The sequence below is a fragment of the Marinimicrobium koreense genome, from assembly GCF_003762925.1.
In the GTDB taxonomy this organism is placed as follows: domain Bacteria; phylum Pseudomonadota; class Gammaproteobacteria; order Pseudomonadales; family Cellvibrionaceae; genus Marinimicrobium; species Marinimicrobium koreense.
The window spans coordinates 1-21,300 of sequence record NZ_RJUK01000002.1; the positions used below are offsets into that span (position 1 = coordinate 1).

Annotated in this window: 18 protein-coding genes; 11 read left to right on the forward strand and 7 right to left on the reverse strand. The window is 60.6% G+C overall.

The features are described 5' to 3' along the window. Window positions 1-122: 122 nt before the first annotated feature. Window positions 123-1,430, reverse strand: coding sequence for a tyrosine--tRNA ligase (gene tyrS / locus EDC38_RS12620; protein ID WP_123638954.1), 1,308 nt, complete (start codon window positions 1,428-1,430; stop codon window positions 123-125). Window positions 1,431-1,641: 211 nt separating this feature from the next. On the opposite strand from tyrS, the gene EDC38_RS12625 reads away from it, so the two are divergent. Together EDC38_RS12625 and EDC38_RS12630 are read left to right on the forward strand one after the other, a co-directional pair. Next, window positions 1,642-3,060, forward strand: a complete 1,419-nt coding sequence (locus tag EDC38_RS12625) for a peptidoglycan DD-metalloendopeptidase family protein (protein ID WP_123638955.1) — start codon at window positions 1,642-1,644, stop codon at window positions 3,058-3,060. Further along, window positions 3,060-4,211: an anhydro-N-acetylmuramic acid kinase gene (locus tag EDC38_RS12630; RefSeq protein ID WP_123638956.1), complete on the forward strand. Its 1,152-nt coding sequence runs from the start codon at window positions 3,060-3,062 to the stop codon at window positions 4,209-4,211. Before EDC38_RS12625 ends, EDC38_RS12630 begins: the two co-directional genes overlap by 1 nt. On the opposite strand, the gene erpA is transcribed toward EDC38_RS12630, so the two are convergent. From erpA to argC, 4 genes are read right to left on the reverse strand one after another with little or no spacing between them, the layout of a single operon-like run. After that, entirely contained in the window at window positions 4,204-4,560 is a 357-nt protein-coding gene (gene erpA / locus EDC38_RS12635) for an iron-sulfur cluster insertion protein ErpA (protein ID WP_123638957.1), read from the reverse strand. The two genes, EDC38_RS12630 and erpA, sit on opposite strands and share 8 nt — an antisense overlap. Before the next feature lie 56 nt (window positions 4,561-4,616). Then, window positions 4,617-5,033, reverse strand: coding sequence for a bactofilin family protein (locus EDC38_RS12640; RefSeq protein ID WP_024462467.1), 417 nt, complete (start codon window positions 5,031-5,033; stop codon window positions 4,617-4,619). Window positions 5,034-5,072: 39 nt separating this feature from the next. Next, complete coding sequence (locus EDC38_RS12645) at window positions 5,073-5,813, reverse strand: DUF6776 family protein (protein WP_123638958.1); 741 nt, start codon at window positions 5,811-5,813, stop codon at window positions 5,073-5,075. A gap of 46 nt (window positions 5,814-5,859) precedes the next feature. Next, a complete protein-coding gene (gene argC / locus EDC38_RS12650; RefSeq protein ID WP_024462465.1) occupies window positions 5,860-6,906 on the reverse strand; it encodes an N-acetyl-gamma-glutamyl-phosphate reductase in 1,047 nt (348 codons plus the stop codon). 122 nt (window positions 6,907-7,028) lie between these two features. Between argC and EDC38_RS12655 the strand changes: the two genes are divergently transcribed. The 6 genes from EDC38_RS12655 (at window position 7,029) to pal (ending at window position 12,878) form a co-directional block, all read left to right on the forward strand. Beyond that, on the forward strand, window positions 7,029-8,801 hold the full coding sequence (locus tag EDC38_RS12655) for a chloride channel protein (RefSeq protein ID WP_123638959.1): 1,773 nt from the start codon (window positions 7,029-7,031) through the stop codon (window positions 8,799-8,801). A 47-nt stretch (window positions 8,802-8,848) separates the two neighbouring features. After that, window positions 8,849-9,274: a protoporphyrinogen oxidase HemJ gene (gene hemJ, locus EDC38_RS12660; RefSeq protein ID WP_024462463.1), complete on the forward strand. Its 426-nt coding sequence runs from the start codon at window positions 8,849-8,851 to the stop codon at window positions 9,272-9,274. Between the two features lie 34 nt (window positions 9,275-9,308). Beyond that, window positions 9,309-10,142, forward strand: coding sequence for a bifunctional hydroxymethylpyrimidine kinase/phosphomethylpyrimidine kinase (gene thiD, locus EDC38_RS12665; RefSeq protein ID WP_123638960.1), 834 nt, complete (start codon window positions 9,309-9,311; stop codon window positions 10,140-10,142). A 95-nt stretch (window positions 10,143-10,237) separates the two neighbouring features. Beyond that, the gene (thiE, locus tag EDC38_RS12670; RefSeq protein ID WP_123638961.1) at window positions 10,238-10,873 is read left to right on the forward strand and encodes a thiamine phosphate synthase; all 636 of its coding nucleotides are present in this window, start codon (window positions 10,238-10,240) and stop codon (window positions 10,871-10,873) included. Then, window positions 10,870-12,150 carry a glutamate-1-semialdehyde 2,1-aminomutase gene (hemL, locus tag EDC38_RS12675; RefSeq protein WP_123638962.1) on the forward strand — a complete coding sequence of 427 codons (1,281 nt, stop codon included), beginning with the start codon at window positions 10,870-10,872 and terminating at the stop codon, window positions 12,148-12,150. The genes thiE and hemL overlap by 4 nt, the downstream gene beginning before the upstream one ends. Window positions 12,151-12,404: 254 nt before the next feature. Further along, complete coding sequence (gene pal / locus EDC38_RS12680) at window positions 12,405-12,878, forward strand: peptidoglycan-associated lipoprotein Pal (protein WP_024462459.1); 474 nt, start codon at window positions 12,405-12,407, stop codon at window positions 12,876-12,878. A 100-nt stretch (window positions 12,879-12,978) separates the two neighbouring features. On the opposite strand, the gene EDC38_RS12685 is transcribed toward pal, so the two are convergent. Together EDC38_RS12685 and EDC38_RS12690 are read right to left on the reverse strand one after the other, a co-directional pair. Next, window positions 12,979-13,995, reverse strand: coding sequence for a LacI family DNA-binding transcriptional regulator (locus EDC38_RS12685; RefSeq protein ID WP_123638963.1), 1,017 nt, complete (start codon window positions 13,993-13,995; stop codon window positions 12,979-12,981). A gap of 102 nt (window positions 13,996-14,097) precedes the next feature. Continuing rightward, window positions 14,098-15,336, reverse strand: a complete 1,239-nt coding sequence (locus EDC38_RS12690) for an MFS transporter (RefSeq protein WP_123638964.1) — start codon at window positions 15,334-15,336, stop codon at window positions 14,098-14,100. 269 nt (window positions 15,337-15,605) lie between these two features. On the opposite strand from EDC38_RS12690, the gene EDC38_RS12695 reads away from it, so the two are divergent. The 3 genes from EDC38_RS12695 to EDC38_RS12705 all read left to right on the forward strand — a co-directional run bounded on the left by EDC38_RS12695 (window position 15,606) and on the right by EDC38_RS12705 (window position 21,292). Continuing rightward, entirely contained in the window at window positions 15,606-17,945 is a 2,340-nt protein-coding gene (locus EDC38_RS12695; protein WP_123638965.1) for a glycoside hydrolase family 65 protein, read from the forward strand. Beyond that, on the forward strand, window positions 17,942-18,598 hold the full coding sequence (gene pgmB / locus EDC38_RS12700) for a beta-phosphoglucomutase (protein ID WP_123638966.1): 657 nt from the start codon (window positions 17,942-17,944) through the stop codon (window positions 18,596-18,598). Before EDC38_RS12695 ends, pgmB begins: the two co-directional genes overlap by 4 nt. Before the next feature lie 354 nt (window positions 18,599-18,952). Then, a complete protein-coding gene (locus EDC38_RS12705; RefSeq protein WP_246004438.1) occupies window positions 18,953-21,292 on the forward strand; it encodes a TonB-dependent receptor in 2,340 nt (779 codons plus the stop codon). Window positions 21,293-21,300: the final 8 nt, after the last annotated feature.

Below are 21,300 nucleotides of genomic sequence, written 5' to 3' on the forward strand. Positions count from 1 at the left end.
TTCAAGCAGCGCCTCGTCCTTTTGGCTGACCCTTCACTCCGGAAGAGGCGCGAACTATACGGATATGATCCGGGGCGCGCAAGTACTTTTTGAAAGTTTTTTCGCACACCCCGGAGAGGGCCTTAACAGACCTCAAACAGGTGGTACTTCTTCTTACCCAGACGACACATATAGAAGCGACCAAACATGGCCGCATCTTCCGCAAAGCACGCCGAGGTGTTGAGGTTATCGTCGGCGCCACACTCCCGGCCATTGATGACCACCGCATTGCGACCGAGCGCATCTTTCACCTGCTTGCCCGAGGTCGCCATACCCGCGTCAACCAGCAACTGGGTCAGCGGCTCATCCGCCAACGCCGCCCGACTCAACACCGAGAACGGCAGGCCATCCAGCTTCAGCTGCTCCAGATCCGCCTCACCCAGAGAACCCAGGTCGTGACTGAACAGCGCCTGGGTAATTCGGCGAGCGGCCTCAAGCCCTTCGTCCCCGTGAATAAGGGCCGTCATCTCTTCGGCCAGAACGCGCTGAGCCTCAGGACGCCCCTGGCGCTCCCGATCCTCATTCTCAATGCGCTCGATATCCTCCAGAGACAGGAAGGTAAAGTAGCGCAGGAACTTGTAGACGTCCGCATCCGCCGTCCCCAACCAGAATTGATAGAAGGCATAAGGAGACGTCTTGGCCGGATCCAGCCAGATCGTGCCACTTTCAGTCTTGCCGAACTTGGTGCCATCCGCTTTGGTCACAAGCGGCATGGTCAGACCGTAAACCTGGCCACTATATAGACGCCGCGTGAGATCGATCCCGCCCGTGATATTGCCCCACTGGTCGCTGCCCCCTATCTGCAGGGTACAGTTGTACCGATGATAGAGCTCCGCAAAGTCCAGGGACTGAAGCAACATATAGGTGAACTCGGTAAAGGAGATCCCCTCCCCTTCCCGCTCGATGCGCTGGCGCACTGACTCTTTGGAGATCATGTTGTTGACCGCAAAGTGCTTACCCACATCCCGAAGGAAGTCGAGCACACTCATCTGACCAACCCAGTCGAGGTTATTCACCACTTCGGCCGAGGTCCCACCGCAATCAAAGTCGATGAACCGGCTCACCTGTCCCTTGAGCTTGTCCGCCCATTGAGCCACCACATCCGGTGTATTCAGCTTGCGCTCCTGGGCCTTGAAGCTTGGGTCTCCCACCAGGCCGGTCGCGCCTCCGACCAGGGCAATCGGCTTGTGGCCCGCGCGCTGAAAACGCTTCAGAGCCAGCAATGGCACCAGGTGGCCTATATGCAGGCTGTCCGCCGTGGGGTCAAAGCCGCTGTATAGGGTCCGGCTGCCGCCTGCCAGATACTCCTTGAGGGCGTCTCCTCCCGACGTCTGGGAAACCAAACCGCGACTCTGGAGGTCTTGAAGCAAACCGGGATCGACTGCTGCCATTGCTACCATCTCTGAATGTTTGAACAGGACAGGCCCCGAGGGCCACCGAAAAAGGGCTGTCAAGATACCGAATCCGTGCACAAAAACAAGGGCGCGGGCCGTATTTTGGCTGAACCGGGAACGGCTCATCACTTTACTGGGTGCTATTACACCGGTTTTCTGTTATAACTGATGCTAACAGCCACACTTGCATAACGGGTTTAAGTTTTCCATGGAACCCTCTGAAAACACGAACAAAAAGCCGATAGCGGCCCTTTTGCGCCAATACCCACGGGGGCACGTGATTGCCGCCGGCTCACTGGTATTGGGGCTTTCCCTGCTTTTGGCCTTCTCATCCTCGGAGGGCACCAGCTCTTCGCGGCAAAGCCAGCCTATTGCGCTGAAACTGCCGGACACGGGTCAGGTCCTCGAGCTTGAGCCGGCTTCTCTGGAGGCCCAGCCACCGTTTGAGGCGGCGGAAAACAGCCCCCAGCCTCAGGCACCCGAGCCTGAGCCAGAACCCCAGACGCTGACTTACACCACCTTCACCGTCAAGTCCGGCGACAGCCTGTCCGTACTGTTCAAGCGGGCCGGCCTGAGCGACCGGGACCTCTATGAACTGATCGACCAGGCACCCGAAGCCCGCGCCCTGCGCCGGATCATGCCGGGCAATGAAATCACCTTCGGCCTGACCCCCGAGGGCGAGCTGGAAGAGCTGGTTTATCAGCGTGACCAACTGCGGAGCCTTCGCTTCGCCCGTCAAGACGACGCTTTCGCTTCCGAAGAGCTTGAGCGCACCCCGGATGTACAGATTGCCTACCGGCGCGCCACCATTGACAGCTCCCTGTTTCTCGCCGGTCAACGGGCGGGAATGACAGACAACCTGACCATGGAGCTGGCCGGCATTTTTGGCTGGGATATCGACTTCATCCTGGACATCCGCCGCGGTGACACTTTCAGCGTCCTGTTCGAGGAGCACTTCCTCGACGGGGAGAAAATCGGCAACGGCCCAATTCTCGCCGCCGAGTTCACCAACCGGGGCAAAACCTTCCGGGCGGTGCGCTACGTCAGTGCTGAAGGCGACGCGAACTACTTCACGCCGGAAGGCCGGAGCATGCGCCGGGCGTTTTTGCGCACGCCGGTTGAGTTCACGCGCATCAGCTCACCCTTCAATCCAAACCGGCGCCACCCGGTGCTCAACACCATTCGGGCCCATAAAGGTACCGACTATGCTGCCCCCCGGGGTACGCCCGTCAAGGCGTCCGGTGACGGCCGTATCAAGCTGGCAGGCCGCAAGGGTGGCTACGGCAATACCGTGATCATTCAACACGGCCAGACTTACGAAACCCTTTATGCGCACCTGAACGCCTTTCACCGCAACATCCGCTCGGGCGTTCGGGTAAAACAGGGGCAGATCATCGGCTACGTCGGCTCTACCGGCCTGGCCACCGGCCCGCACTTACACTACGAATTCTACGTCAACGGCTCGGTACGCAATCCGGTTACGGTCGAGCTACCCCAGGCAGAGTCTGTCCCCTCGTCAGAACTCGCGCGCTTCAAGTCCCAGGTCCAGCCAATCATGGCCGAGCTGGAGCAATACCATCGCGAGACCCAGCTGGCCAGCGTCGGCAACGAACTACGCGTGAACTGATGGCGGGCGCCGAGCTCTACATCGGCCTGATGTCCGGCACCAGCGCCGACGCCATTGATGCGGTGCTGGTGGATTTCAGCCAGCCACCCCTGAAGCTGCTGGCTCACCATAGTTCACCACTCCCCCCTGACACCCGGGCCGCGATTCACAAGCTGGCCCAACCCGGCGATGGCGAAATTGACCGCATGGGCGCTCTGGATCAACAGTTGGGGCGGGCATTTGCCCAAGCGGCACTTGAACTGCTCTCTCAGACCGGTATTGACCCGACCCGGGTCTCCGCCATCGGAAGCCATGGCCAGACCCTCAGGCACCGCCCGCCAGACGGCACCCCCTCCTCGAACGCCTTCACCCTACAGGTCGCGGACCCCAACCTCATTGCCCACCTGACAGGTATTACCACCGTTGCCGACTTTCGGCGCCGGGATATGGCGGCCGGTGGCCAGGGCGCTCCGTTGGTGCCGGCGCTGCATCAGACACTGTTTCATACCCCAGAGGCGGACCGCGCCATCGTCAATGTCGGAGGCGTTGCCAACCTGACATGGCTGCCCGCCCACGGGACCGTGCTTGGGTTTGACACCGGGCCCGGCAACAATCTGATGGACGCCTGGATTCAGCGCAGCCTTGGCAAAGCGTTTGATGAGGGCGGGCAATGGGCGGCCCAGGGACAGATTCAGGGAACACTGCTGTCGCGCTTGTTGGAGCACCCCTATTTCCGGCTACCTCCACCCAAAAGCACGGGGCCGGAGACCTTCCATCTGGGATGGCTGGATGACTGTCTGGAAGGGATGCCCGGGCCGATTCGGGCCGAAGACGCTCAGGCAACGCTGCTGATGCTTACCGCCCAGGGGATTGCTGCCAGTATTGACGGACTATCCGTCGGGAACGCTCGTCGAGAGGTATATCTGTGCGGTGGTGGCGCCCATAATCTACGCCTGCAGGAGGCGCTGAAAGCGCTGCTTCCCGATTGCGTGATCACCGACACCAGCGCGTTGGGGTTATCTCCAGACTGGGTGGAAGGGGTGGCGTTTGCGTGGCTTGCCCGGCAGAACCTGAGAGGGCTCAGCGGCAACCTCCCCTCTGTCACGGGTGCTGACAGCCCCCAGGTGCTGGGCGCGGTCTATCCGGGGCGGCCGTCAGCCGGAATCAGATAGAGAACGAAGACCCGCAGCCACAGGTGCTGGCCGCGTTGGGGTTTTCAACCACAAACTTCGCCCCCTGCAGATCCTCCCGGTAATCCACCTTGGCACCCATCAGGTAGGGGTAGCTCATGGCATCGACCAGCACCTTGACGCCCTCTTGCTCAACCACCGCATCGTCCTCTGCGGCCACTTCGTCAAAGGCAAAGCCGTACTGAAAACCGGAGCAACCACCCCCGGTAATGTAAACGCGGAGCTTGAGGTCAGGGTTACCCTCCTCCTCCACGAGGCTTCGCACTTTGGCGACAGCGCTGGGACTTACTTCCAGCACGGCACCGGGAACAAACACTTCTGGCGCAGACATCAAAGACTCCAATCGTGACTCATTTGAGCATTATACGCTTTACCTGAGCGTTTTAGTCAAGTATTGGCGACCGCTTTCACATCAGCCTCGGGCTCATCCGCCGATTCCGGGCCAGACAGTTTCTTGGTGCCGGCGGCCCCGCTGTAGACCAGGCTGCCGTTGACCTGCGCCCCCTTGATCATTTCGATCAACTGGTAGTGGACATTGCCTTCCACAACCGCCTTGGCGGCGAGCTCAACGTGTTTGCTGGAAAATACATTGCCGGTCACATTGCCATTGATGATAACCATGGGCACCCGGATTTCCCCTTGGACCGAGCCCTTCTCGGCGACCACCAACTTGGCGTCATTACCGCTGTCGGCGATGATATTACCCTCGACCGTACCTTCGATCTGCAGGTCACCGGTAAAGTGCAGGTCGCCGACAACCTTGGTACCGCGCGAAATCAGAGTGTGATTGTTTGAAAATGCCATAGCGTTGCCTTTTTTACCCCACATAAACGACCTATTAAGTTAAAGCTCCTGCACCAACCAGCCGAATTTCTTTTCAACGGTTTCCGGGTTACGCCCGGTCGATCGTGCGACCAACTCGATGCGTTCCGGCTCGAACCCCTCCGGAAGCGTAAGTCGGCCTTCAATATTCTGGAAATACCGGAAGCGCAGGCGAATGTCTTCCGACTCCACCTGATCAGAGAGCAGGTGGAGTGACAGGGTCTCCACGGTCTCGTTACGCCGCCCGACAATATTGAAATTCAGATAGCCGCTGAGCACCTGGTGGTCTGTCGCCAACTGCTGAACCACCAACTTGTACTCGAACTGCCTTGGCATACCCGTCGCCAGCACGTTGAGCGACCCGATGGTCAGCCCGCTGTTGTTGGCACTGGGCGACATCAGCCCGCGATAGAAGGTGATGTCCTCCTCCAGCGCCGTTATTTCTTCCTTGAGTGCGATGACCTGGTTCCGCATCTCTTCGCTGGCCTGCTGATCCACCTCTGACCCCAGGCGCAGATTGGCCACCTGTTGGCGCAACTGTTCGGCCTCACCGGTCAGACTGGCGACTTCTTTGCGCAACCGGTTGCGTTCGGCAACCGCATCAGCCTGCTGGGTCACCCCCAGATGATGACCGCCGTAAAAGCTCCCGGCCACCGCCAGACCCACGAGCAGCAAAAGCACCAGCGCCAGAAGCACCCGCCTCACCGGCCGGTAGGGAACCACGACCATGCGATACTGCTTGCTGCCTTTTACTTGCGCCATAGAACGTCAATCCACTCTGGAGAAAACTCGTTGGAATAACGGGCGATCAGGGCAGCAGCGCTACCAGATCCAGCCCCAGTGTTTCCTCAAAGCCAAACATAATATTCATATTCTGGACCGCCTGCCCCGATGCCCCCTTGGTCAGGTTATCGATCACCGAAAGGACGACGAGGGTATCACGATCCTGGGGGCGAAAAACGGAAATACGGCATACATTGGACCCTTTCACCGAGCGGGTTTGCGGGTGCTCGCCGGCGGGCATCACATCGACAAAGGGCTCATTGGCAAAGCGCTGCTCGTACAGGGCCTGCAGATCCGGCAGCTGATCCGGTGACAGAGCTCGGCTGTACAGCGTGGCGTGAATGCCCCGGATCATCGGCAGCAGGTGCGGCACGAAGGTCACGCGAGCCGGTTCGCCACGGCCGCCCTGGATGTCGTGAAGCCCCTGTTCGATCTCCGGCAGATGGCGATGGCCTCCGGCGGCGTAGGCCTTGAAGCTGTCACTGACCTCGGTCAAGAGCGTATCCACCTTGGCCTGACGCCCCGCACCGGTAGCGCCGCTGGCGGCACTGACGATCAAGTTGTCGGTGGCCACCAACCCCTGCTCCAGGAGGGGCAGAAACCCCAGTTGGGCCGCAGTGGGATAGCAGCCCGGGCAGGCCACCAGGCGAGCCTGACGGATGGCGTCACGATTCACCTCTGGCAGGCCATACACCGCCTCGGCCACCAATTCCGGGCAGCCGTGAGCCTGACCGTACCACTGGCCCCAGCGCTCGGTATCCCGCAGACGGAAGTCCGCCGACAGGTCCACCACTCGGGTATTGGTTTCCAGCAGTGCGGGCATCAGGTTCTGGGCCACCCCGTGAGGCGTGGCGAAAAAAACCACGTCGCACTCGCCCAGACGCTTGACGTCCGGCTCGGAAAAACGCAGATCCGTATGCCCGCGCAGATTCGGATAGAGATCGGCCACCGCAATCCCGGCCTCGGCACGGGAGGTAATCACCGCTACCGTTACTTCAGGGTGCTTGACCAGCAAGCGCAGCAGCTCAACTCCGGTATAGCCGGTACCGCCTACAATACCTACGTTAATCACTCGTCAACCTCTCTTCTGCCCATACGCCCATTCAGGATACCGCTTGGCTCCCCGGGGTTTAAACGGCCTATAATACGGACCTTAACGCCAAATCGAAAGTCGCCCGACACCTGAGGAGTCTGATGCCCACCGAGCCACCGCCCTTTGAGCGTCTTCGCCAACGCCGCCGACAGGCGGCCGAGCGCTGGCGCAACCGTCTGGCTCATGTCGACGCGCTGCCCCAGTTGACCTTGTTGGGGCTGGCCAGCGGCATTCTCGCCGGCTCGGTGATCATCGGATTTCGCCTGCTGGTGGAAGGTAGCCTTGGGCACCTGCTACCAGGCCACGGCGAAAATTTCGAAGGCCTTCCCGCCCTGTTCCGCTTTCTGCTCCCCCTGGCCGGCGCCCTTGGACTTCTGGCCCTGCTTTATGCAGTCAGGGCACCCTCCCGAGCCACCGGCGTGGGACATGTGCTTGACCGGCTGCACAACCATCAGGGGTATCTGTCGTTTCGCAACGCCGGGGTTCAGTTCATCGGCGGCGCCCTGGCCCTGCTGAGTGGTCACTCCGCCGGGCGGGAGGGCCCCGCCGTGCATCTGGGCGCGGCCAGCGCCAGCAAGCTGGGTCAGTGGCTGCACCTGCCAAACAACAGCCTGCGCCCCCTGGTGGCTTGCGGCGTGGCCGCCGCCATCGCCGCCTCGTTCAATACTCCGATGGCGGGAGTCATATTCGCCATGGAGGTGGTTCTCATGGAGTACACCATCGCCGGCTTTATCCCGGTCATTCTGGCGGCCGTTGCCGGGACCACATTGACCCAACTGGCTTTCGGGCCCGATATTGTCTTCATGGATGGCCAGCAGCTGACCGGCCACCTCAGTGAACTGCCCATCATGGCGGCCATGGGGATCATTATCGCACTGGCCGCCGCCACTTATATCAAACTGCACAGCGGCTGCGCCCGCCACACCAGCCGCTGGCCCCTGTGGCTTCGGATTCCACTCGCCGGGCTGGTTGCCGGCCTGGGAGGTCTGTGGATTCCCGAGGTGATGGGCATGGGCTACGACACCATTGACGGCGCACTCACCGGGGAGCTGATCGGCCCCTCCCTTGCCTTGGTCCTGATCGCCAAGCTGGTAATCACCGCTCTGGTGCTCGGCCTGGGCGTACCCGGCGGCGTCATCGGCCCCTCGCTGGTCATGGGCGCCTGCCTCGGCGGAGCCGCTGGATATTTTGCCGCCATGCTCCCGGTCACCGTCAGCGAACCTGGGGTTTACGCCATTGTCGGGATGAGCGCCATGATGGCGGCGGTCATCAACGCGCCCCTGGCCGCGATCATTGCCATACTGGAACTGACTTACAATCCCGGCATCCTGTTTCCCGGGATGCTGGTGGTCGTGGTGGCCAGCCTGTCTACCCGCTGGCTGTTTCGCTGCGACGGGCTTTTTTCCACCTTGCTGGAGCAGGAAGGCAAAAGCAATCGTCCCAAGCTGATGCAGCAACTGCTGAGTCGCACCGGCGTGCGCAGTCTTATGAGCCGCCGATTCAGCCTGGCCCCGAGAGAAATCACGCAGCGAGAAGCACGCGAGTTACTGAAGCTCAAGCCCGAGTGGATCGTCCTCCAGGACAAGAATCTGTTGCTCGAGCCGGCTTCGTTGGCTCAACACCTGGAAACACTGGAAGCCGTCCCTGACAGGGCGTCCGCACCTGACGAGCACGAGGCGAGCGAGCATCTGGACCTGCTGGCCATTCCCGCCAGGCGGGTGGAAATGATCGCAATTTCCCCCCTGGCCAACCTGTATGAGGCCTGGCAGGCTCTTAACCAGTCCCAGGTTGATGCCCTTTATATTCCGGCACCCGGCGGCGGAATCACCGGGCTCGTCACCCGGGAGCAACTGGAGTCTTACTATCGGCTGTAAAAGCCGAATACCGAGCTACCGATCACCAACCGACAACGGAACGCATTATGCTCTGGGTCAAAGCTTTTCACCTGATCGCCATCATCTGCTGGTTTGCGGCGCTGTTCTATCTGCCGCGACTGTTTGTCTACCACGCCATGAGCACCGACCAGATCAGTCGCGATCGCTTCAAGATCATGGAGCGCAAGCTGTATCGGGGCATTGGCACGCCCAGCCTGATTGCTACCGTGGCTTTAGGGCTGTGGCTCAGCAGCGGCAACTGGGATTATTATGCCCACAGCCTCTGGTATTGGATAAAAATGACACTCGTTGCGGTTCTGGTGGTCTATCATTTTATCTGCGGTCAGTTCATCAAGCAGTTCCGGGATGACCGCTGCCAGCGTGGCCATGTGTTCTTTCGCTGGTTCAATGAGTTTCCCGTGCTCCTGCTGATCGGCATTGTGATCCTCGCTGTGGTCAAGCCATTGCACTGAATGTCGGGCGGGGGCCTGTACCAGGAGGACCCGTATGACGCCGATAGATGAGCAGGTGCCGATCGTGCTGGCACTGGCCAGCCACGACCCCTCCGGCTGCACCGGCATCCAGGCAGACATCGAAACCTGCGCCAGCCTCGGCTGCCATTGCACTTCCGTCATAACCGCGCTCTGTGCGCGGGACACCCGGGATGTGAAGGACATTCGGAGCATTCCCACCAGCTTTCTGATTGAGCAGGTCAGAGCGGTTCTGGAGGACCTGCCGGTCAAGGCGGTCAAGCTGGGCTTCCTCGGCCAGGTCAGCCATGTCGAAGCCATTCACACCATTCTGCAGGACTACCCTCATCTGCCCGTGGTACTGGAACCCGTCACCCAGTTGGGCGACGGCCCTGCGGCCGAGGCCGAGGCGCTCCGGGACGCCACCAAAAGCCTGCTGCTGCCTTTGAGCACCCTGGCCACCCCGGACCTGGTGGAAGCCTACGAACTCGCCCAACAGGGCGACACCCTGGACGCCTGCGCGCAGGAAATCCTGGAGTATGGCGGGGAGTACACCCTGATTACCGGCTCCCGCCGGACCCAGGCCCACCACGAAAACCGGCTGTACAACAAAAAGGGACTCGTCCGGGAATACCGCTGGGAGCGCCTGAGCGTTTTGAGCCACGGCGGTGGCGCCACCCTCTCGGCCAGTATCAGCGCATATCTCGCCCACGGCCTGCGGCTGCTGGATGCGGTGGAGCAGGGCCAGAATTTTACCTGGCACGCGCTCGCCGCCAGCCGGCGTCTCGGGATGGGACACAGCATTCCCAATCGACTGTTCTGGGCCGACCGCAATCAGAGCGGCAACCGGGGGCCTGGCGGTGGCTGTTGAGCGCCGGTGTCCGCCCCACCAACGCCCTGGCAATTCGCCATTTTGCCCCGACGCCATTTGCCGGTAAACTGCTCCGCTCACGCTGTGGAGCCGCTATGCCCTTGCACCCCCTGTATGCCATTGCCGATACCACCGCCCTGGCGGAGCGACTGCTCCCGGCCGCCGAAGCGGCGTTGCGCGGCGGGGTTCGATGGCTGCAATATCGGGATAAATCCGGCGATCAGGCCCGGCGCCTCCGGGAGGCCACCGCACTGCGCACCCTGTGTCTGAACCACGGCGCTCGCTTGATCATCAATGATGACCCCGAGCTGGCCCTGAGGGTACAGGCGGACGGAGTGCACCTCGGTCAAACCGACGGTGATCCCGTGCGAGCCCGACAACGTTTAGGCTCCCGGGCGATCATCGGCATTACCTGCCACGACTCCATCGCATTGGCGCAGCACGCCAAGTGCGCCGGTGCCAGCTACGTCGCGTTCGGGCGATTTTTCCCGTCCCGAACCAAACCCGATGCCCCGCCCGCGCCTGCCGACTTACTGACCCGGGCGCGCGCGACGGTTGGCCTGCCTGTTGTGGCCATCGGGGGCATCACCCTGGAAAACGGCGCCTCACTACTGGAAGCGGGCGCCGACTGGCTGGCGGTCAGCCACGATCTGTTCAGCGCACCGGATATTGAACGCCGGGCGCGCACCTATCTAACCCTACCCTGCTGTAGAGAGGAAACCGTATTATGAGTCGATCCGAAGAGCTGTTCAGACTGGCCCAGAAACACATCCCCGGAGGGGTCAACTCTCCGGTGCGCGCCTTCAAGGCCGTCGGAGGCACGCCCCGGTTCGTCGAGCGGGCTGAGGGGGCCTACTTCTGGGACGCGGACGACCAGCGCTACATTGATTATGTGCAGTCCTGGGGACCGATGATTCTGGGCCACAGCTACCCCCCGGTTACCGATGCCGTCATCGAAGCGGCCCGCCACGGGCTGAGCTTCGGCGCGCCGACCGCCCGGGAGACGGAGCTGGCCGATCTGCTGTGTGAACGGGTTCCGAATATGGACATGGTCCGCCTGGTCAACTCCGGCACCGAAGCGACCATGAGCGCCATTCGATTGGCCCGAGCCTTCACCGGTCGCGACAAGATCGTGAAATTCGAGGGCTGCTACCACGGCCACTCCGACTCACTGTTGATCAAGGCCGGCTCCGGCGCTCTGACTTTCGGGGTTCCGAGCTCTCCGGGCGTCCCAAATGCTCTGGCCGAACACACCATGACTCTGACGTACAACGACCCTGATCAGGTACGTGAGGTGTTCCACGAATTAGGTAGTGAGATTGCCTGCATCATCGTCGAGCCCGTCGCCGGCAATATGAACTGCATTCCCCCGGTCCCCGGCTTTCTGGAAACTCTGCGCGAGGTCTGCGATGCGTCCGGCGCGGTGCTGATATTCGATGAGGTCATGACCGGTTTCAGAGTGGGGCCCAAGGGCGCTCAAGGGCTGTTTGAGGTCAAGGCGGACCTTATCACCCTGGGCAAAGTGATTGGCGGCGGCCTGCCCGTCGGTGCCTTCGGCGGCCGGCGAGACATCATGGAAATGGTGGCACCGACCGGGCCGGTCTATCAGGCCGGCACCCTGTCGGGCAATCCTCTGGCCACCGCCGCAGGCGTCGCCACCTTACGCGCTCTGGAACAGGAAGGGCTCTATGAGCAAATCACCGAACGCACCGAGCAGCTGACCCGCGGCATGCAGGCGGTTGCAGACGAGGCCGGCATCCCCTTCACGACCAACCATCGGGGCAGCATGTTCGGCTTCTTCTTCACCGATGCGCCGGAGGTGACCCGTTACGATCAGGTGATGAGCTGCGACACCGAACGATTCAACCGCTTCTATCACGGCATGCTCGAGGAAGGCGTCTACCTGGCCCCCGCCTCTTACGAGGCGGGGTTCATGTCGGCGGCGCACACCGAGGATGATATTGAGCAGACACTCAGCGCCGCTCGCCGGGTTTTTACCCGTCTGTAGGGTGAAAAACCCCCGACAGAGGCGGTGAAGAGTTAACCATGCCACAATTTTTGGTGCCAGGACTTGCCTAAGGCGCGTGGAGCGCTTAATCTTGACGCAGGTTCCTCAATCCTTGTGGCACTGGGCTTAGCGCGATTGGCCTGCTCGCTGTTTCAGGAATCGATGTAGGGAACGAACGTGTTGTCACGGACTCTATTCGTTTCACCGACACTCTTTACGGAATGTAACTCTGTTCACCAAATTGGGAGAGAACGATGAACAATCTTTTGAAAAGCTTTCTGATTCTGATCGCCACCACAGGTCTGCTCGTGGGCTGTAGCTCCACCTCCACTCAAGAAGAACCTGTTGAAGAACCCACCGTCACCGAGCCGGAGCCCGAGCCGGAACCCCAACCGGAGCCCGAGCCCGAGCTGGACACCACCTTTTACTTTGACTTCGACAAGTCCACTCTGAAGCCCGACGCACGCGCCACTCTGGTTGCTCACGCCGAGCGGCTGAAAGAAAGTGGCGACCGTGTTCGTCTGGAAGGTCATGCGGATGAGCGTGGTTCACGCGAGTACAACATGGGTCTGGGCGAGCGTCGCGCCAAAGCCGTTCGTGACTTCCTGGTTCTTCAGGGCGTACCGGCCAGCCGCATCGAAACCGTCAGCTATGGTGAAGAGCGCCCAGCCGTTCAGGGTAGCAATGAAAGCGCTTGGGAACAGAACCGTCGTGTTGAGCTGAAGTAAGTCGCTCACTCAACGGACGAAAAAACGGCGCCTAATCGGCGCCGTTTTTTTTGATGGAAACACTGCAGGGTTGTAATACCCACAGGGTAGCCGTCGGCGGTCAGGACGAAGCGCGAACCACCAGCTCGGTCTTCAATACTTCGGACGTCACCGGCTGCCCCTTCACCAGCGCCATCACTTTCTGGACCAGCAGTTTCCCGCCCCGATGAATATCCTGGCGCACGGTTGTCAGAGGCGGATTGAAATACGGTGCAATGGGGATATCATCAAACCCCACTACTGCAACGTCATCGGGCACCCGGATACCTTTTTCCTGCAGCGCCTTGATCGCGCCCATCGCGATATTGTCGCTGGCGGCAAAAATCCCATCGAAGTCGAGCCCTTCCTCCAACAAATCAACCACATGCTGATACCCGGATTCAATGGAAAACGCCGCCTGGACATGGTGCTCCTGGGACGACAGTCCGGCCTCGGTCAGCGCATCAAAGTACCCCTGAAAACGCCCCTGAATTTCCGGGTGCGCCACATCTCCGAGAAATAACATCCGTCGGCAACCGCGCCCTATCAGGTGACGACTGGCCAACTGCCCCCCCATGTAGTTATCACTGCCGACGATGCAATAATTCGCTTCGGGTTCGCGCGCGCCCCAGACGACAATCGCATCCCCTTCCTTCTGCAACTGGCGTAGCGGCGCATCATCACGCCCCTGACCGATCACAATGATGCCGTCGGCGCGACGGGAGCCCAGCAAGTGCGCATGCCAGTCCTCCGGTGATACTGCATTGCTCGAGAACAGCAGGCTGTATTGATGCTCGTTCAGTTCATCCGCAATAGCACCGATCATATCCATCATGAACGGGTCAGAGAACGTCTGCCCGTCCACGCTCTCGGCGTTGATCACCAGAGCAATGGTATGGCTGCGCTGCAGGCGCAGATTCCGGGCGCCGGTATTGACCTTGTAATTCATTTCCCGAGCGAGCGCCTGAACCTTTTCGCGGGTTTTGATATTCACCGCGGGGTTATTGTTCAGGGCACGGGATACCGTTGACTCCGACACCCCCGCTCGGCGGGCGATGTCTGCGATGGATACAGGTTCCTGAGGTTTTCGTCGGGACATGGTCATTTTCCGGTCAAGCGACAGGTGGGCTGACAGGCCCACCCCGCACGATTGTCATCCGGACCATCTTAAAGTACCGGTCAGATACTTGTATAGCCGCGATTACCCTTCCAGCGCGTCGGCCCGGTCGGTTTCACGCTTCAAGCCCCGGAGCAGAATCAGAATCAGAGCCATGGGTACCAGTGCCATATAAAACGCGACCTGTCCGGTAAACTGGCCAAACACAATGCCCGTCAACATCGACCCGGTCGTTCCACCCAGGGCCGAAAAAATGATGATCAAGCCTGCCATGGACGATTGCTGATGCAGCGGCAGGGAGCTCAACACCACCGAGCTCAGCGCCGGATAGATCGGCGCCATGAACAGGCCAATCAGGGGAAAAATATACGCGGCCAGCGGGAGATTGAGCCAGCCCACATCCGGTTCCACCGTCACGTCATAAGACAGCGGCAAGGTCAGAATCACCAACAGGCCCATGGCAACCACGCAGACGCTGAGCAACACATACCAGTTGATACCGCGCAGCAGCACACCCGCCCCCAGTCGCCCGATGGCCAGGCACAGCGCAAAAATGCTGGTCACCTGCACGCTGATGGCGCTGGGCAGGTTGAGCACCTGATTGTTGAACGTCGGCAACCAGGTGCCAATGCCCTGCTCGATCAGGACGTACAGAAAGACCGATGCCACGAAAATGTACACCAGGGGGCGGGCGGTCAGCTTCAGCATCGCCAGAAAGTCCTGACCAAAGTTGGCCGCGGCCGGCTGCACTTTTTCTTCGCCAAAGCGGATGAAGGCCATCACCACCAGATTGAACCCGCAGATGCCCGCCAGCCACCAATAGGTATTGAGCCAGTTCATGCTCTCGGGACGATCCGAGTCGATGAAAAAGCTGAACACCCAATAGCCGGACAACACCCCCAGCATGAACACCCCCTCGATGGCGTTCATCAGGCTCGCATGGGCCTGCTTTTCCGGCGCCAGGATCCCGATGCTGGCATAGACCGACACTTTGATCAGCGCAAACGACGAGCCGATCGCCAGAAACAACATTTTGGTGGCCCAGAAACTGCTCAGAATCGGCATGGACAGACAGGCCAGCAATACCACCCCCAGGCCGATCATCATCGCCCGCCGGTATCCCAGCCGTGGCAGAAAGGACGCGACCAGAAAGGACACCACCGCAATGGGAATATCCTTGAACCCTTCCAGCAGCGCCGCGCTCTCCTTGGTGACGCCGAAGCTGTTAATGGATTGCAGGATCACCACTCCGACACTGTTCAGCAACAGACCGAACAGAAAGTAGTTGAGCATCAGTACCAGAATAATCAGGCGTTTATTCATTGTTATGAACCTTCGAATGCGCCCCGCAAGACGCCTGCGTGGACCTGAGCCGAAACCCCAGGGGTTCGGCCCCCGATAGACAGCACACCCGGCACCGGCGATGGCACCTGTTGCCCTGTTCACCCAATAATAGCAGCAAAATAACCAATTGCAATCGATTGCAAGAATGCTAAACTTGCTCTAAATGGTCCCGTCCGGATCGCCGCCACCGTCACCGCGGCCCGACAGACCATTCCGGTTCACTCTATCGATAACGGGTAACGACAGCCATGCAACACAGCTCTCGCGCATCGGATCGCTACGGCCTCAACCCCTGGCGCATCACCGAGACCGGCTTTCACGCCGATGACTACGGACTAAACGCCACTCTGTTTGCGTTGGGCAACGGGTATGTTGGCCTGCGCGGCACCTTCGATGAAGGATTCGCCGCCGGCGCCGCCGAATCCGGGTGCTACCTGAACGGCGTGTACTACTCAGAGCCCATCACCTACGGCGAGCAGGCCTATGGCTACGCCAAAAACAACCAGCGAATTGCCTCCGCCGCCCTTCCCCATGAGCTGGGCCTGACACTGGATGGCGTTGCCGTCGATTTCAGTGAGGGTGAACTTATAGAGCACCAGCGCGAGCTGGAGCTGGATAACGGTCTGGTCAGTCGTCAGTGGCGCTGGCGCGCCCCGAGTGGCCAGATACTCCGGTTGGCCAGCCGCCGCCTGGTGTCCCTGACCGAGCGGCAGTTGGTCGTCATGGAGTATCGGCTATCGCTGGAGTCCGGTACCGGCGAACTGGGCGTGACCTCGAGCCTGGACGCCACCCCCGCCGCCTCCGCGGACAGCGATGACCCCAGGGTCGGCGCCGGGGTCAATATCGAAGACCTGGAGCCCCGCATCCAGACCGCACAGGACGGACGGCTGACCCTGAGCCACCACCTGAAAAGTAGCGGTTTCACGCTGAGCAGCGCCGCCGGCCACCGCCTGGAAGGAGCGAGCGTGAGCGCGCCGACACACGACACCGACGACTTCCGGGCCACCTGTCGATACCAGGTGACGTTGACCCCCGAGGCGCCCCTGGTGCTCACCAAGTACGTCGTTTACGGCCATGGCGGCGACGAAGCGCCAGACCTCAATGACCTGTTGGCCCGGTGCGAGCAGCGGTCGTTTGACGACTATGCCCGGGATCAGCGCGCCGCCATGGATGCCTTCTGGGCGAGCTCGGATATCGAGGTGGGCGGAGATCCCGCTTTGCAACAGGGGCTTCGCTTCAATCTGTTCCACCTGTTCCAGTCTCTGGGGCGAGACCCCGGCACCAATATCGCCGCCAAGGGCCTCACCGGCCACGGCTACGACGGCCATTACTTCTGGGACAGTGAAATCTATATCCTGCCCTTTTTTCTTTATACCCAGCCGCAGCTGGCGCGCAACCTGTTGCTCTATCGACACAGCATTCTGGATGCCGCCCGCGCCCGGGCGCGGGAGCTGGCCATTCCCAAAGGCGCGTTGTTCCCCTGGCGCACCATTGGCGGGGAAGAGTGCTCCGCCTATTATCCGGCGGGCACGGCCCAGTTTCATATCAACGCCGATGTCGCCTATGCGGTCAAGCAGTACCACGAAGCCACCGGGGACGATGACTTTCTGATTGAGGCCGGCGCCGAAGTGGTGCTGGAGAGCGCCCGACTGTGGCCCGCCATCGGGCACTACAACGCCCATCGGGACGATCAGTTCTGCATCAACGAAGTCACTGGGCCGGACGAATACACCGCCCTGGTGAACAACAACTTTTTCACCAACGCCATGGCGCAGGCCCATCTGCGCTATGCGGTCGAGCTGTACCAGTGGCTGAAAGACCAGGCGCCCGCAAAAGCCAAGGAGCTGTACCGGGCCATGGCACTGGATGAGCGGGAGGTGGCCGACTGGGCGCAGGCGGCGGAGCGCATGTATCTGCCCTATGACGAAAGCCAGGGCATCCACCTGCAGGACGACAGTTTCCTCGACAAACCCCGCTGGGACTTTGAGCACACGCCCGCGGACCACTACCCGCTGCTGCTGCACTACCACCCGCTGACCATCTACCGTCACCAGGTCTGCAAACAGGCGGACACGGTGCTCGCGCTGTTCCTGCTCAGCGACCAATTCAGCCGGGAGCAGAAAAAACGGGATTTCGACTTTTACGAACCCATCACCACCCACGACTCCACCCTGTCCGCCTGCATGCACAGCATTCTGGCCAATGCGGTGGGCTACCCGGACAAGGCCCGCCACTACTTCGAACAGGTGGCGCGGATGGATCTGGACAATCACCACCGCAACACCCAGCACGGCATTCATACCGCCTGCATGGGGGGTACCTGGTTGTGCCTCGTGCAGGGTTTCGGTGGCATGCGGTTGCAACATCATCAGTTGATGTTCAACCCCACCTTACCCAAGGGCCTGAGCCACTACCAATTCAAGGTGCGGGTTCAGGGCCGGCTGATTGAGGTCAGCGTCGATGCCTCCCAGGCGCACTATCAACTGCTCGAAGGCGCCCCCATCACCCTTCAACATGGCGAGCACACCATTGCCCTGGAGCAAGACCAGGCGCCTGTCGCCGCCCCACTGAGGAGTCCCACCCGATGACCGCTTACCGAGCTGCTATATTTGACTTGGATGGTGTAATTGCCGATACCGCCCGCCTTCATTTGGCCGCCTGGCAGCAACTGGCCGAAGAAGAGGGGTTTCGCTTGCCGGCCGACGCCGATGAGCGACTCAAGGGCGTGGATCGGATGGCATCGCTCGAGATTGTTCTGGAGGGCGCTTCCCGCCCATATCGGGAGGACGAAAAGCTCGCCCTGGCGGACCGCAAAAACCAGCGCTACCAACAACTGGTCACTCAATTGACCCCGGCGGACCTGTTACCGGGGGCGGCGCAGCTCCTGGATCAATTGGCCGAGTGGAACATTCCAATGGCGCTGGCCTCCGCCAGTAAAAACGCCCGGGCGGTGATTGACGGACTCGGCATCGCCCACCGCTTTGATTACATTGCCGATGCCGCGCGGGTGAAACACCCCAAACCCGACCCGGAGATTTTTACCCTGGCGGCTCGGGGATTGGGTGTTGAACCGGCCCTGTGTGTGGGCATTGAAGATGCCGCGGCGGGCGTTACCGCCATCAAGCGGGCCGGCATGTACGCCGTTGGCATTGGCGATGACAGGGTACTGGCGGAAGCCGACCAGTGTGTCCCGAGCCTGGCGGACTTCCGTCCGGATTCGTGCTTTGAGGCCCGCCGCTGAGCGGCGGAGCCCGAAACCCGGCCCCGAATTGGCGCCAAAAACCGTAACCGGTATCAGAATCAGACGTTATATAGGGATCCCCCAGTTATTATGAAATCGTTTGTAAAAATAATTTGCAATCGATTGCAATACGGAGTTAGCTGAACTAAGCTAAAAATCGAGCGCAGTGGAATACCCCTCAAGCGCCCCGAGCCGGGCGTACCAAAGAGGTGCCCCATGGAGAGAACAACACAGGCAACACCGAGAGAGACAAAAAATATCGGACCGTCCAACAGCGACCGGCCCAGCTGCGCTCAGCAACGACCAACAATACGTCCAACAATAATGACCCGCATCGCGGGGAGGAGAAATGCCATGATGACCCAGAAGCCTCTGGCCCGAACACTCAACGCCCTGAAGCACTCACGCCGCCCGGTACTGTGGCTTGGTTCAATGGCCGCGCTGGCGCTGGCCGTTCCGGCCCAGGCCCAGGAAGCCGAGCAGCAACCCGCCATGGGCCCCATTGAAGAAGTGGTGGTCACCGGTACGCCCGGGGGTGCCGCCATGCGCAAGCTGGACGCCAGCTTTGCCATTTCCACCGTCAGTGCCGAAGACATCAAGCGCAAGGCCCCCTCCAGTACCGCCGACCTGCTGAAAACGGTCCCCGGCGTCTGGGTTGAGAGCTCCGGCGGCGTGTCCGGGGCAAACATTTTCGTTCGCGGTTTCCCGAGTGGCGGTGATGCCGACTTTGTCACCGTTGCCGTCAACGGCCTGGCCGTTTACCCACCGCCCACCCTCTCCTTTCTGGAAAACTCCACGATCTTCCGCGTGGATGAAACCATCGAGCGCATGGAAGGCCTGCGCGGCGGTCCCAACCCGGTTTACTCCAACGGCCAGGTCGGTCTGACCACCAACTTCATTCTGAAAGAGGGCGGCCCGGATACCGAGGGTGTGCTGAAGTACTCCACCTCCGATTTCGGCCTGCAGCGGGTGGACGGCATGGTCAGCGGCGAGCTGAGCGACGACCTCTACTACATGATCGGCGGTTATGTGAGCTCCTCCGAAGGTATCCGTGAAGCCGGGTTCGATGCCGAGGAAGGCAACCAGTTCACCATCAACCTCACCAAGCGACTCGATAACGGCAAGATCAACCTGTTCCACCGCGCGACCGATGATCACGGCACCTGGTACCTGCCGGTGGCACTGCAGGACAGCGACGGCAACCCCACCGGGATTGACGCCAGCTACACTCAGGTCGGCCCCGCCAACCGCAATGTACTGGTGCCCTACAGCGGCAGCGATGGCATGGGTGGCACTGAAACCACCTTCGAAATGCGCGACATGGGTAAGGGGCGCGGCTGGGACGGCAGCGTGACCGGCGGCTCGATCGAGCTGGACCTGGCCAACGGCTGGACCTTCACCGACCGCTTCGGGCTCACCAAGGGTGATGCCGATACCTACGGTTTCGTGCCGGACGGTGCGGCGGTAACCATGGGCAGCCTCAATGGCGGACTGGCCGGCACCACCATCACGGGTGACGAAGTGGCCGCCAATACCCTGGTCCAGCGGTTCGGTCCCTGGGTGGTGGAAAAAGACATCGAAGCGTTCAGCAACGACCTGAGTCTTGCCAAGCAGTGGGACGACTACAAGTTGACCGTGGGCTACTACGCCTCCACCTGGGAAGTCGACGAAATCTGGTCCATCGGTAACTCCAAATACTATGAGTTGGGCCAGAATGGTCAGATGATCAGCCCGGACAGCGTGGACGACGCCTGCCAAGACTTTGATCAGACCACCTGCGGGTTCAAATACGATGTGGACGCCATCGGTGATGCCCGCGAAAACGCCTTCTACATGGCGGGGGAAACCTACCTCGGCGACCTGACCCTGGATGCCGGTGTGCGCGTGGTGACCCGCGAAACCACCTACTCGGTAGACGATGGCGCCCGAGACGGTATTGCGGATCTGACCCTGGACACCGAAGAAGACAAGGTGACCTACACCGCCGCCGCCAACTGGGCACTGACCGAAAATTCGGGCGTATTTGTGCGCATCAACGACGGGGTGAAATTCCCGGACTTCGACGCCTATCGTGACTTCCGCGGTGACTTCCAGAATGGCTCGGATCTGATCATTGATGTCCAGCAGTACGAACTGGGCTACAAGCTGTCCCAGGCCAATTACTCTCTGTACGCCACCGGCTTCATGAACGAAACCAAAGGGCAGCCGTTCGGCAACGTCGCGCTGAATGATTTCGATCGCCTGGAAACCGAAGCCATGGGTGTGGAACTGGACGGTAACCTCTACTTCGGTGAGTTCGAACTGACCCTGAACGCCACCTTGCAGGACACCGAGATCAAGAGCGGTGACGATGCCGGCAACAGCGTCCAGCGCCAGCCGGACTCGCAGATCCGCCTGTCACCGAGCTACAACTTGTCCTTCGCCAACGGTGTGGATGCCGTGGTCTACGGTACCGCCAGCATCATCGGCGACCGCTACAGCGACAACGGCAACATCAATAAGCTGCCCAGCTACGAGAAGTTCGATCTCGGTGTGATTATGAATGTCGAGAATCTGGAGTTCCAGCTGGCGGTGGATAACCTTACCGATGAAGAAGCGCTGACCGAGGGCGACCCGCGGGCCGCTGGGGTATCGGCCAACGGCCGGTACATTCTGCCGCGCAACGTGAAGTTCTCCATCGGCTATCAGTTCTGACAGGTAAC